This window comes from Bartonella sp. CL25QHWL, assembly GCF_042195335.1.
Lineage (GTDB): Bacteria > Pseudomonadota > Alphaproteobacteria > Rhizobiales > Rhizobiaceae > Bartonella.
Genome location: NZ_JBHIOE010000001.1, coordinates 112,548 through 125,241 on the forward strand (window position 1 = coordinate 112,548; position 12,694 = coordinate 125,241).

Annotated in this window: 11 protein-coding genes and 1 tRNA gene; 6 read left to right on the forward strand and 6 right to left on the reverse strand. The window is 38.6% G+C overall.

Annotated features, from left to right (window positions below):
* Positions 1-185: 185 nt before the first annotated feature.
* From rpsA to aroA, 3 genes are all read right to left on the reverse strand, one after another.
* Positions 186-1,886, reverse strand: a complete 1,701-nt coding sequence (gene rpsA / locus ACFILY_RS00370; RefSeq protein WP_026500132.1) for a 30S ribosomal protein S1 — start codon at positions 1,884-1,886, stop codon at positions 186-188.
* 133 nt (positions 1,887-2,019) lie between these two features.
* Entirely contained in the window at positions 2,020-2,667 is a 648-nt protein-coding gene (gene cmk / locus ACFILY_RS00375; protein ID WP_375617510.1) for a (d)CMP kinase, read from the reverse strand.
* Positions 2,664-3,992 (reverse strand): 3-phosphoshikimate 1-carboxyvinyltransferase, encoded by a 1,329-nt coding sequence (gene aroA, locus ACFILY_RS00380; RefSeq protein ID WP_273790245.1) that lies wholly within the window; start codon positions 3,990-3,992, stop codon positions 2,664-2,666. The genes cmk and aroA overlap by 4 nt, the downstream gene beginning before the upstream one ends.
* A 187-nt stretch (positions 3,993-4,179) precedes the next feature.
* On the opposite strand from aroA, the gene ACFILY_RS00385 reads away from it, so the two are divergent.
* A complete protein-coding gene (locus ACFILY_RS00385) occupies positions 4,180-4,560 on the forward strand; it encodes a TIGR02300 family protein (protein ID WP_273790244.1) in 381 nt (126 codons plus the stop codon).
* 117 nt (positions 4,561-4,677) lie between these two features.
* A tRNA-Ala gene (locus tag ACFILY_RS00390) sits at positions 4,678-4,753 on the forward strand.
* 1,590 nt (positions 4,754-6,343) lie between these two features.
* On the opposite strand, the gene ACFILY_RS00395 is transcribed toward ACFILY_RS00390, so the two are convergent.
* Together ACFILY_RS00395 and ACFILY_RS00400 are read right to left on the reverse strand one after the other, a co-directional pair.
* A complete protein-coding gene (locus ACFILY_RS00395) occupies positions 6,344-6,931 on the reverse strand; it encodes a hypothetical protein (protein ID WP_273790243.1) in 588 nt (195 codons plus the stop codon).
* A gap of 111 nt (positions 6,932-7,042) precedes the next feature.
* Positions 7,043-8,224, reverse strand: a complete 1,182-nt coding sequence (locus ACFILY_RS00400) for a DNA recombination protein RmuC (RefSeq protein WP_273790242.1) — start codon at positions 8,222-8,224, stop codon at positions 7,043-7,045.
* 96 nt (positions 8,225-8,320) lie between these two features.
* Here ACFILY_RS00400 and def point away from each other — a divergent pair, with 96 nt between their 5' ends.
* Genes def through truA form a run of 3 tightly spaced genes read left to right on the forward strand, consistent with a single transcriptional unit; the run spans position 8,321 to position 10,531 of the window.
* The gene (def, locus tag ACFILY_RS00405; protein ID WP_273790310.1) at positions 8,321-8,857 is read left to right on the forward strand and encodes a peptide deformylase; all 537 of its coding nucleotides are present in this window, start codon (positions 8,321-8,323) and stop codon (positions 8,855-8,857) included.
* Complete coding sequence (gene fmt / locus ACFILY_RS00410; RefSeq protein ID WP_375637218.1) at positions 8,857-9,786, forward strand: methionyl-tRNA formyltransferase; 930 nt, start codon at positions 8,857-8,859, stop codon at positions 9,784-9,786. Before def ends, fmt begins: the two co-directional genes overlap by 1 nt.
* Before the next feature lies 1 nt (position 9,787).
* Complete coding sequence (truA, locus tag ACFILY_RS00415; RefSeq protein ID WP_375637220.1) at positions 9,788-10,531, forward strand: tRNA pseudouridine(38-40) synthase TruA; 744 nt, start codon at positions 9,788-9,790, stop codon at positions 10,529-10,531.
* 32 nt (positions 10,532-10,563) lie between these two features.
* On the opposite strand, the gene ACFILY_RS00420 is transcribed toward truA, so the two are convergent.
* Positions 10,564-11,427: an LOG family protein gene (locus ACFILY_RS00420; RefSeq protein ID WP_375637222.1), complete on the reverse strand. Its 864-nt coding sequence runs from the start codon at positions 11,425-11,427 to the stop codon at positions 10,564-10,566.
* 106 nt (positions 11,428-11,533) lie between these two features.
* Here ACFILY_RS00420 and dapD point away from each other — a divergent pair, with 106 nt between their 5' ends.
* On the forward strand, positions 11,534-12,382 hold the full coding sequence (gene dapD, locus ACFILY_RS00425) for a 2,3,4,5-tetrahydropyridine-2,6-dicarboxylate N-succinyltransferase (RefSeq protein ID WP_375630559.1): 849 nt from the start codon (positions 11,534-11,536) through the stop codon (positions 12,380-12,382).
* The last annotated feature ends 312 nt before the right edge of the window (positions 12,383-12,694 follow it).

Below are 12,694 nucleotides of genomic sequence, written 5' to 3' on the forward strand. Positions count from 1 at the left end.
TTAAGCATTTTATCTGAATAGTGAACCGTTGTTAGACAAAAAACAAACTTTTTGTTTTTATTTGCAAGCATTTATAATTTTTGTTTCAATAATTTAAAAATAAGCAGACAATTTCTTTAGAAAATAAAAAGGTCACTCCTAAAATGAGTGACCTTAATAATAACACTAACTTTAATGATTGATGATTAATCTTGTTCTTGTTTTTTCAAAGCTGCACCAAGAATATCACCAAGAGAAGCACCTGAATCTGTAGAACCATATTGTGCAACAGCTTCTTTTTCCTCTGCAATTTCTAAAGCTTTAATCGATACTGAAATTTTACGTGTTTTTTTATCAAATGCTGTGATGCGAGCATCAACCTTTTGCCCAATTGCGAAACGCTCAGGACGTTGCTCATCACGATCACGCGCGAGATCAGCACGCCGAATGGTTGTCTCAAGGTTGTGATCAATCAATTTCACACCAATGTCATTGTCGTTAACAGCAATCACTTCGCATGTTACAACAGCACCTTTTCGCAATTCGCCAGAAGCAGCTGCTTCTCCAACTTTATCGCTGGAAAGCTGCTTAATTCCAAGAGAAATGCGCTCTTTTTCAATGTCAACATCAAGGACCACAGCCTTAACGATATCGCCTTTATTATAAGTATCAATAACTTGTTCACCAGGACGGTTCCAATCAAGATCAGACAAATGAACCATACCGTCAACATCGCCTTCAAGCCCAATAAACAGACCAAATTCTGTTTTATTTTTAACCTCTCCTTCAATTTGCGAATTGACAGGAAATTTATTGGCAAAAGCTTCCCATGGATTTTCAAATGTTTGCTTTAAGCCAAGAGAAATACGCCGTTTAGAAGGATCAATCTCAAGAACAACCACTTCTACTTCTTGTGATGTAGACAGAATTTTTCCAGGATGAACATTTTTCTTTGTCCAGCTCATTTCAGAAACATGGATCAGCCCTTCGATTCCTGGTTCAATTTCAACAAAACCACCGTAATCAGTAATGTTGGTAACAGCACCCGTAATTTTTTTACCAATCGGATACCGGACACTGATGCTTTCCCAAGGATCACTTTCAAGCTGTTTCATTCCAAGAGAAATACGGTGCGTGTCTTGATTAATGCGAATAATCTGAACTTTAATCGTTTGGCCAATTGTGAGCACCTCAGATGGGTGATTAACACGCCGCCATGCCATATCTGTAACGTGCAAGAGACCATCAATCCCACCAAGATCAACAAAGGCACCATAATCTGTAATATTTTTCACCACACCTTCAACGATTTGGTTTTCTTCAAGATTTTGTACGATTTCTGAACGTTGCTCAGCGCGACTTTCTTCTAAGACAGTGCGACGTGAAACCACAATATTGCCACGACGACGATCCATCTTCAAAATTTCAAAGGACTGTGAATTATGCATGAGGGGTGAAACATCACGAATGGGACGAATATCAACTTGGCTGCGAGGCAAGAAAGCAACGGCACCATCAAGATCGACTGTAAAACCACCTTTTACTTGGCTAAAGATCACTCCATCAACGCGTGCACCAGCATTGAATTTTTCCTCCAAACGGACCCAACTTTCTTCGCGCCGTGCTTTTTCACGCGATAAAACAGCTTCACCCATCGCATTTTCAATGCGTTCAATGTAAACCTCAACTTCATCGCCAACTTGCAAAGAACCATCTTTTGCTTTAGCTCCAAATTCTTTGAGAGGAATACGTCCTTCGACTTTAAGACCAGCATCAATAATGGCCATGTCTTTTTCGATTGCAATAACACGACCTTTAACAACAGATCCTTCATTAAGATCATTAGTTTGAAAAGATTCTGTTAAAAGGGCTTCAAAATCCGCTGTTGTGGGATTGTATTGTGACATAAGAACTCCTAATATATACCTTGTATTATAAGGTATGAGCGCTGGGTTAGTGTTAACATAAGCAACTTCTTAGCCTTTTTCCTTGAATAAAGGAAAAAAAGTTAGCGCTAGGCTGGAAGTTACCTTAACGAATTTATCCAATTATATGCATTTTTATGATTGGATCAATAAAACTGCATGCAACTTCAAATGTTGCTTCTATACTCAATTCTGACGTATCAAGCAAGTGGGCGTTTTTTGCTGGTTTTAATGGACTTTGTTTGCGCGTTATATCGCGACTGTCGCGCTGTTCAAGTTGAGCTAGGATTTCATGATAATTTGCTTGAACACCTTTTTTTAAAATCTCTTGGTAGCGACGTTTGGCGCGTGTTTGGACATTGGCTAGAATATAAAACTTGATATCGGCATCAGGACAAACAATAGTTCCGATATCACGCCCATCAAGCACACAGCCGGGCAAAACTTTAGCAAAGTTGCGTTGTTTTTCGACAAGAATTTTGCGTACAGCAGGATTAATTGCTATTTTTGAAGCCGCTTCACCAAGTTCATGAGAAGAAAGAAGAGAAGGATTTAAGGTATTAAAATCAAGTTCTTTAGCATAAATAATAGCATTTTTTTCATCATTAAGAGCTAAATTTTGTTGTAAAAGCGTATGAGCAACACTACGATAAGTAAGACCAGTATCGAGATGGCGAAGGCGATAATGTGCAGCAATTTTGCGTGCTAAGGTTCCTTTGCCTGAGGCTGCAGGTCCATCAATGGCGATAACAAAAGGCTTCAAGCGATTTTTCCCCCAAGTTGTTTTATAAAAGGAATAAATTCTGGAAAGCTCGTAGCGATCATTCGTTTATCATCAATAGTAACAGGTTTTTCTGATACAAGCCCAAAAATGAGAAAACACATAGCAATTCGATGATCAAGATGTGTGGAGACATGTCCACCACCCAAACCTTTGGCAGAACCTTTTCCATAAACAATAAGAAAATCTTGACCTTCTTCACAGTCTACGCAATTAATTTCGAGTCCTTGAGCAACAGCAGACAGTCGATCTGATTCTTTTACACGCAACTCTTCAATTCCTAGCATTACTGTTTTGCCTTCTGCAAAGGCTGCTGCTACTGCCAAAGCAGGATATTCATCTATCATCGATGGAGCACGTTCTTTGGGCACCGTAACGCCTCTAAGGACCGATGATTTTATCCGTAGATCAGCAACATCCTCTCCACCTGTTTGACGTCGGTTCAAAAATTCAATTTGAGCACCCATTTCCCACAATGTTTCGATAAGTCCTATTCGAGAGTTATTTATCAAAACATTTTCAATGGTGATATCAGAGTCTTCTACAAGAAGGGCTGCGATAATTGGAAAAGCAGCAGAAGAAGGATCCCCCGGAATATGAATCGTTTGCCCAGTAAGATGGGGTTGACCATTAAGGTGAATCAAACGCGCACCTTCGTTATCTTTTTCTATTTCAAGTTGCGCACCGAATGCTTTTAACATTTTTTCCGTATGATCTCGTGTCAGAACTGGTTCAATAACAGTTGTAATGCCGGCGGTATTGAGTCCAGCAAGCAGGATTGCTGATTTAATTTGGGAGGAAGCTATTGGAACACGGTAACGAATCGGATTAGCCATTTTCGGACCATAAAGCGTTAAAGGAAGATGATCGTCGCGCGTTGCCTCAATTTCAACCCCCATGAGACGCAGTGGATCAAGGATACGTCCCATTGGACGTTTAGAGAGAGAAGCATCACCAATAAAGGTTGTTTTCATATGATACGGACCAACCATTCCCATAACCAAACGAGCACCTGTTCCAGCGTTTCCAAAGTCTAAAGGTTTTTGTGCAGCTAAAAGGCAACCATTCCCTGTTCCTCGTATGATCCAGAAGTCATCTTTTTTAATAATACAGGCACCCATAGCTTGCATAGCAGCAGCTGTATTGAGTACATCAGCGCTTTCAAGTAATCCATGAATATATGTCTCACCACTTGCTAATCCTCCCAATATAAGAGAGCGGTGAGAGATTGATTTATCTCCTGGTATTTGAATTTTTCCAGAGAGACTACTCGATTTATAGGTGGTTATAGGGATTGCTTTTTGCATGGAAATTCTATTTAATTCTATCTAACTTTTATGAAATTGTGCATCCTTTAGCACATGCTTTAAAAGACGTCATGAAAAAATCACTGTGGAACAGTGTATTTATCTTTGACAAAGGTATTATTTTTCGATTAAGCACCATAAAATTTATCTTTTAATGGAATAATAGTTAATCAAAGAGGCACGGTTTATGGCAAAACAAGAACTTGGAACTAAACGTGTTGATCCAGAAACAGGAAAAAAATTTTACGATCTAAATCGCGATCCTATTGTGTCGCCCTATACAGGAATTTCTTATCCGCGTTCTTACTTTGAAGTTGCAGCAGCTGAAGCAAACAATGAGGAAGAAGTTGATACTGAAGAGCTTGATACAGCACTTGAAAAATCTGCTTTTATGCTTCTTGAAGAGGATGATGAGGATTCTAAAGATGACGATCTTCCTGATTTAGAAGATAGTGATGTAGATCTTGGTGATGATGATGATACATTTTTATCTCATGATGGTGACGATGAAGATGATGACGTTACTAATATTCTCGGAGGCGGTGTTTCTAATGATGACGATGCTTAAGAGAAATAAAAAAGGACATCTTTTCCATTGAATGTAAATTCTTCTTGATCTTCAACTTTGATCGTTCTAGAAAAGCTGGAATTGTATACTGTCCTTTTGGAAAAATTTGTTTTTATAGGGGCTATAGCTCAGCTGGGAGAGCGCTTGCATGGCATGCAAGAGGTCAGCGGTTCGATCCCGCTTAGCTCCACCAAAAGGACAAACTGTTCTATCAAGGGAATCAATTATAATAAAGGATGTGTACATCAATTTAAAAGGTTTATGTGCTATTTAATCATAATTCCAATAGCGCCTGTTCCTTGCATTTAATGATATTATAATACATTTTTAATCATTTGTTGGATTATAAAATTTTACTGTCGTAACCGTGAAAGTAGATAATTCTTTTATGTTTTGCACAGAAATAGAAAATGTGCTGTTTAACCTACGCCTTGTCTTCAAGGACAAAATTTGAATTTCCTTTACCACAATATTTCCACAAAATCATAATATGTTGGCTACCGATATCTTTTTAAAAGGTATGAAGTACTTAAACAAAGAGTAGAGAATAAAATATTAAAATATACTTCTCAATTATTGCGAATCAGAACTTTTTTCGAGTATTTTTAGCCTGATCAGATGTCCTGCCAAAAAAATTACTCACTTTGATTAGCATCTACCTGCTCAATACTAAGGTATATTAACGCTTAAATAATATATTGAATCAATTATTTTTTTCCTTGCGCATCACAAAAAAGGTTGAGGTGTGAGAGCAAAGTAGCGCCATCATTATTGTGCTAATTCCCAATGTTGGCGATAATTCTTACATTTTAGAATGTTCATAAAAAACATTTTTAGTCTTTTCTTTCACAGTTTTTATCCACATGCCAATTGCGCTTGTTATGTGCAAGCCAATGGATTTATTGATTCAACCTCAAGAGATCTGAAACGATAAAACCCTACGTCATTCGAAATTCTTACTTTAATATGAATAACGATATATTATCTTTATAAATCAATATGCTTAAACAATTAAGAAAAAGAATAAAAATGCTTCTCATAAATATTCTCAAATGCAAAAGCTATCACAACATTGGAGACTGACTTGTTACTTCATAGGCGCTACAAATCTTTCTCTGAATACTCCCTACCCTGAATATTCATTGTGTGTAAAGTTGCATATACCTTATCATCCTATAAACGATAGTGTTTTTACAATACAATAAGATAACGTCTTTCAATTAAAATGGACTGGATGGACGAGTATGTTTTATTTCATACAATACTAAATATACTTAGTTCTTTTGAGGACTGTAGCGCCCTCTTTATACAAAACAACGTTTTTTCGTTTAATGCATTTCTCGTTTTTTTATATTGAATATTTCACCCTTTTTATGATGCCCGAATTGCATTTGTTTTAATTGCTATTTTATACGCTTAACAAAGAAAATATTCATATAATAATCAGCCAGTAATACGCATAATGAAAATAAAAAATGATATTATATTTTAAAATTTTTCTTCAATAACCTCTAGTACTTAGCCCAATGCGAAATGCCAGCGCTAAATAGAAGATAGTTTCCATTGTAAATTTTTTAAACAAAGGAGGTAAAAATGTCGAGAGTATCTTCAAATATATTGTGTATTGCAAAAGCTTTCTGTTGCTTGAGTTTATTCTAAAAAATAACAATTTATTTCATTGAATGATCAGAAAAACGAGACAGCCTTGTCGTATCATAAAAAATTTTTCCCTCAAATGATTTTACCACATCAATTCCCTGATTGAGATTTTCAAAAATCTTCCCTAATGCCATCCACATCTTTTTAATTGCTGTTCATAGAGCCTCGATATCCTTGCCATGCGCTGTGCTGCCTGTGAGAGTGCCGTAGTGGCATGCCCGCCACTACGCGCATAAGCACCATGTCCCATATGATAATTTAAGTAAAGGCTATATGCATCATCAAATCTCACCCCATTGCGTTGAACACTTTGGCGATGATACCAAGCAACAAAATCAGCAGCATCTGCGAAATTCGTACGCCATGCAAAAGACTTTCCTGTCGAGCGAAGATACATTGCCCATGTACTGTCAAGCGCTTGAGCATAACCATAAGCTGTCGACCGACGCTTCCATGGGATAAAACCAAGTAGTTTTTTGCGTGGAGGACGTGCATTGTGACGAAAGCTCGATTCCATCTTAATGGTTGCAAGAATGATAGGCATAGGAATTCCATAGCGCATTTCCGCTCTTTGAGACACTTTACCCCAATTGTCAAAAAAACCATTTTTTTGTGCCAAAATAGCACAAGCATTATTTGTGTGGATGGGAGTGGTTGTTGCACATCCCTCTAGCAAAAACACCAGTGCCCCTAAAAACAAAAGGTGTCGCATATTCCTATTCCTCTCGTTTAAGAAATAAAACAAGATAGAGATACTAAAAAATGATTACCAATCAATAAAGAACATGATCTAACTTGTGATATTTAAGAAGCTTGCTTTGCTTTATTCCTCATCAGCAAAACGCAATGTTTGCGACTGAGCTAATGTTGTCATTTTTGTTGGTTCAGAGTAATTTTCTTTTAATTCAACAGTTTCAATGCGATTTGCCCGTTTCATAATTTTGGAGGACGATATCAAAATTCCCTCTATATCTTCACCTGCTTTGTGAAAGTGCTTCTGTAATGCGCGAACACGCATATCCATTCGTCCAAAATCTTCCATCAATTTTGCTACTTCTGATTGAATTAAATGCGCTTGTTCACGCATCCGCGCATCTTTCATAATGGTTTGTACCACTTGGACAGAGAGCATCAACAAAGATGGTGAAACAATAATCACATGAGCTCTATTGGATTTTTGTACCAATGCCTCAAAGTCCTCATAAATTGTTGCAAAAATCGATTCAGATGGCACGAAAAGGAAAGCAGTGTCATGAGTTTCTCCAGGAATCAAATATTTTTGTGCAATATCACGAATATGGACTTCCATATTGGTACGAAATTGGCGTTCTGCCTCTTGACGCTCTTGCGCTGATTCTGCCTTACGCATAGCATTCCAAGCCTCCAGAGGGAATTTAGCATCAACAACAAGAGAAGGGGCTTTATTGGGCATATGAATGAGACAATCTGGGCGCTTTCCATTAGAAAGAACGGCCTGAAAAGCATAAGCGTTTGTTGGTAAGGCATCGGCAATAATAGCTTCCATCCGCCCCTGACCGAAAGTACCACGTGTCTGCTTATTGCTTAAAATAGACTGTAACTGAACAACTTGTCCCGTAAGCGATTGAATATTATTTTGTGCCGCATCAATCACTGCTAAACGCTCTTGCAAACGATTCAAATTTTCATAAGTGGATTTAGTCTGTACCTGAAGTGTTTGGCCTAAGCTTGTTGTCATCCCATTGAGTTGCTCACTGAGTGATTTATTCAATTCAGCCTGCCGTTGACCAAAAATTTCCGCCATCGTTTGCATTCGCCCTTGCATTTCAGCTTGTGTTTTCAGCAAGGTAGCCATCTGCATTTGTGCCTCACGTGCGCGTTCAGCAATTTCATTTTCCAAAAATGCTTTTTTTCGATGAGAATGTATCAACATAAAAAATGCCAAACAGACAAGTATAAATAAAAGCAAAAGCACTAGTTTAGAAAAAAAATCACCAGCGAGTATGGAAAAAAACGAATCAAACATAAATTGTAATATAACGCTCTTATTGTAAAAAAACGCAAGAATCCGTTATTCAATATTGACCAATAACAAACCATTGATTAATCTCTACTTATGCCTATGCCAATGAGATCTTTAATTACTTTACCTGATCCGATTTTACGGGAAGTGTCCAAACCTGTTGAGCAGGTCGATTCATCTCTCCAAAAACTTGCAGATGACATGTTGGAAACCATGTATAATGCTAAGGGCGTTGGTCTTGCTGCTATTCAAATTGGTATACCGCTACGTATGTTGGTTATAGATGTCTCTGGAAATTCTGAAGATGAGCAGAAAAAACCACTTGTTATTATCAACCCTGAAATTTTATGGCTTTCAGATGAGCGTAATATTTACAAAGAAGGTTGTCTTTCTATTCCTGATTATTTTGCAGAGGTTGAACGTCCTAAACGCCTTCGTGTTCGCTATCAGAACCGTGAAGGAAAACAAACAGAAATTGAAGCAGACGATCTCTTAGCAACTTGCTTGCAGCATGAAATTGATCATTTAGATGGGCGCCTTTTTATTGATTACATTTCAAAGATCAAACGCGATATGGTGATACGAAAATTTAAAAAACGCGCAAAAGAAAAAAACATGCAGGAAGCAGTTTTGTAATGGCTTTACGATTAAGTTTTATGGGAACACCAGATTTTTCTGTTCCTATTTTACATGCTTTACTGGATGCAGGTCATGATGTTGTTGCTGTTTATAGTCAACCCCCTCGCCCAGCAGGACGTCGAGGGCTTAAATTAATCCCCTCCGCTGTTCACACCGTAGCAAAAGAGAAATCTATACCCATCTTTACACCTCAAACACTTAAAACAATCGAACAACAGGAGCAATTTGCAGCACTTTCTGTTGATGCTGCTATTGTGGTGGCTTATGGACTCCTTTTACCCAAAGCTATTCTCGAAACGCCGCGTTTTGGTTGTTTTAATGCCCACGCTTCACTCTTACCACGTTGGCGTGGTGCTGCGCCTATTCAACGAGCAATTATGGCTGGTGATAAAGAAACAGGTATCATGATCATGAAAATGGATGAAGGACTTGATACGGGGCCTATCGCTCTTTCTCGCTCCATCCCCATTACGGATAACACCACCACTGCTGAGCTTTCAAACAGACTTTCACATATTGGCGCAGAACTTATGGTAGAGACTTTATCCACTCTTGAAAAAGGACGACTTAAACTGACCCCACAATCAGAAGAAGGCATCACCTATGCCGCCAAAATTAGAAAAGAAGAGACCCGCATTGATTGGACAAAACCAGCAGAGTTTATTCATAGGCATATTCGCGCGCTCTCTCCCTCTCCTAGTTGCTGGTGCAATATGAATATCGGTGGACGAGAAGAACGTGTAAAAATTTTTGATAGTCGCTTAACAACAGGTCCTTCTCTTGAAATTGGACGGATAGAACCAGATTCTTTGATTATCCATTGTGGGCAAGGACGGATAGAAATAACCTCTCTCCAAAGATCTGGCGGTAAAATTCTTGATAGCGCAACCTTTTTGCGAGGTGCTCATATTTCTGCTGTTTTTTAAGATGCCACGTTTTAAACTCACTCTTGAATATGATGGTTCAAATTATGCTGGTTGGCAGCGTCAAGCAAAACTTCACACGATACAAGGAGCTCTTGAACAAGCGTGTTTTTGCTTTAGTGGACAACAATTGACCATAACAACAGCAGGACGAACGGATGCGGGCGTACACGCTACCGGACAAGTTGCGCATGTTGATTTTGAAAAAAACTGGCTCTCCCATACTGTACGAGATGCGCTCAATGCTCTTTTACGTAAACAGGGAGAGGCGATTTCAATCTTAAATGTAGAAAATGTCCCTGATGACTTTGATGCACGATTTTCCGCAACCAAACGCCATTATCTTTTCAAAATCCTCAATCGTCGCTCTCCACCAGCTTTAAATGCCAAACGCGTGTGGTGGTTGCCAAAGCCTCTTAATGCTGACGCCATGCATGAAGCTGCGCAAAAGCTTGTAGGACAACATGATTTTACAACTTTCCGTTCAGCACATTGCCAAGCCAAAAGCCCTATTCGCACCCTTGAACGCCTCGATATTCAAAGAGAAGGTGAAGAAATTTTTCTTTATGCACAAGCTCGTTCTTTTCTTCATCATCAAATCCGTTCATTCGCAGGAAGCCTCATGGAAGTGGGTATTGGACGTTGGTCAGCTCAAGATCTCGAAGCAGCTCTTCATGCTAAAGATCGTAAACGTTGTGGTGTTGTTGCCCCCCCCTCAGGACTTTATTTAACCAAAGTAGAGTATTAATGATCCTTCAAGAGTGAGCGTCTCAAAAGTCGTTAAGGCAGTTTATAAAAAGAACGAATTTCTTCAAAAGCTTCTGCTGCTGTATTAACAAATTTCACAAAATTAACATCAGTAGGAGAGATTGTACCTTGTGCAGACAGATACTCAAAATTGATAGTATTGCTCCAAAATTCTTTGCCAAACAATAAAATTGGTACCTGTTTCATACGCCCTGTCTGTACTAAAGTTAACGTCTCAAACAGTTCATCCAGAGTCCCAAATCCGCCAGGGAAAATGGCTAGGGCTTTCGCTCGTACTAAAAAATGCATTTTGCGCATCCCCAAATAATGAAAATTGAAACACAAATGCGGCGACACATACGAATTAGGCTCTTGCTCATGTGGTAAAATAATATTCAAGCCAATCGTTGGGGCACCAACATCACAAGCACCACGATTTCCCGCCTCCATGATTCCTGGTCCGCCCCCCGTAACAACCACAAATTCACGATATTCTGTCGTAGCAGAATAAAGTGAGCACAAACGCGCAAACTCTCTTGCTTCATCGTAATAATGTGACATAGCATGCAAATTTTTCTTTTGTATTTCATTTTTTGCAGCCCACGCTGCTTGCCCAGGTTCAGGAATACGCGCACCACCAAACAAAACAACTGTTGATTGAATATCATATTCTTTAAGGGTTATTTCCGGCTTTAAAAATTCAAGACTAATACGTTGTGAGCGCAGCTCTGGACGCATCATAAAATCTTGATCGATATAGGCTAAACGATAAGTAGACGAACGCATTTGTGCTGAATTAGAAACTTTATGTATTTGTTGTAGAGCATCCTTCGCATGGAGAAGTGGTGCCCAGTTTTCTTGCTCTGCTTTTCTTTTTTCTTTACAGCTTTTTTTCATACACCTGTCCTACTTCCTCATCGTTTTATTGACTGAACACATTTCTTCGCGTAGTTCATAGAGAATAAATCTTGAAGCTTTCAACTTGTTTAACGGAACTCTCGTCATGACCCATATCACACAACTTGAAATTATTATCGAACAAGCTTTTGATGATCGCGATTCTATCGATACTACCACAAAAGGCGAAATACGTGAGAGTGTTGAACATGCATTGAACCTTCTTGATAAAGGTGAAATTCGTGTTGCAGAACGACACAAAAATGGACAATGGCATGTTCATCAATGGTTGAAAAAAGCGGTTTTACTCTCTTTTCGGCTCAATCCTATGCAAATTATTACTGGTGGAATCAATGGGACACATTGGTGGGATAAAGTTCCTTCAAAATTCTCTGGTTGGCAAGAGGCAGATTTTAAAAGTGCTGATTTCCGTTCCGTTCCTGGAGCCATTGTACGTCATTCTGCTTACATTGCACCCAACGTTATATTGATGCCTTCCTTTGTCAATCTTGGTGCTTTTATCGATGAGGGCACAATGGTTGATACATGGACCACCGTTGGTTCTTGTGCACAAATTGGTAAACATGTCCATCTTTCTGGCGGTGTTGGTATTGGAGGTGTTTTGGAACCACTGCAAGCAAATCCAACAATCATTGAAGATCATTGCTTTATCGGTGCTCGCTCTGAAATTGTTGAAGGCTGTATTATCCGTGAAGGTGCTGTTTTGGGAATGGGAGTCTTTATTGGAAAATCAACAAAGATTATTGATCGTACAACAGGTGAAATTTTTATTGGTGAAGTACCAGCCTATTCAGTGGTTGTACCAGGTTCTCTCCCTGGAAAACCTTTACCAAATGGTGAAGCAGGACCTAGCCTTTATTGTGCTGTTATTGTAAAACGTGTTGATCAAAAAACACGAGAAAAAACATCCATTAATGATCTTTTACGTTCTTAGACACAAGATTAATGCATAATAATATTTCATCGTTTTTTAACTTGAATAATAACCTCGAATACAAGGATTCTCTCATTTCAAATCCTTTCATAGTGAATCAATCACTATCATTTCCTGCTCGTCTCATAAACACTGTTGGTGTATGGATAAGAAGCACTTTAAGAAAAGAATAAAAATGTCTTTAATGAATTTTCTCAAGCACCATGTGTCTTTATGACAATAAATATGGTTATGAGTTTTATGTCATTCACGGAAGCTTTACCGTTATACTTTCTACGCACGCTATCGTGAAATGAGGTCGAGTGTATTGAG

What these genes read in the sequence shown, in the direction of transcription:
- rpsA (WP_026500132.1), bottom strand. Translation starts at nt 1,886, where the DNA reads ATGTCACAATACAATCCCACAACAGCGGATTTTGAAGCCCTTTTAACA.
- aroA (WP_273790245.1), bottom strand. Translation starts at nt 3,992, where the DNA reads ATGCAAAAAGCAATCCCTATAACCACCTATAAATCGAGTAGTCTCTCT.
- ACFILY_RS00385 (WP_273790244.1), top strand. Translation starts at nt 4,180, where the DNA reads ATGGCAAAACAAGAACTTGGAACTAAACGTGTTGATCCAGAAACAGGA.
- ACFILY_RS00395 (WP_273790243.1), bottom strand. Translation starts at nt 6,931, where the DNA reads ATGCGACACCTTTTGTTTTTAGGGGCACTGGTGTTTTTGCTAGAGGGA.
- ACFILY_RS00400 (WP_273790242.1), bottom strand. Translation starts at nt 8,224, where the DNA reads ATGTTTGATTCGTTTTTTTCCATACTCGCTGGTGATTTTTTTTCTAAA.
- def (WP_273790310.1), top strand. Translation starts at nt 8,321, where the DNA reads ATGCCAATGAGATCTTTAATTACTTTACCTGATCCGATTTTACGGGAA.
- fmt (WP_375637218.1), top strand. Translation starts at nt 8,857, where the DNA reads ATGGCTTTACGATTAAGTTTTATGGGAACACCAGATTTTTCTGTTCCT.
- truA (WP_375637220.1), top strand. Translation starts at nt 9,788, where the DNA reads ATGCCACGTTTTAAACTCACTCTTGAATATGATGGTTCAAATTATGCT.
- ACFILY_RS00420 (WP_375637222.1), bottom strand. Translation starts at nt 11,427, where the DNA reads ATGAAAAAAAGCTGTAAAGAAAAAAGAAAAGCAGAGCAAGAAAACTGG.
- dapD (WP_375630559.1), top strand. Translation starts at nt 11,534, where the DNA reads ATGACCCATATCACACAACTTGAAATTATTATCGAACAAGCTTTTGAT.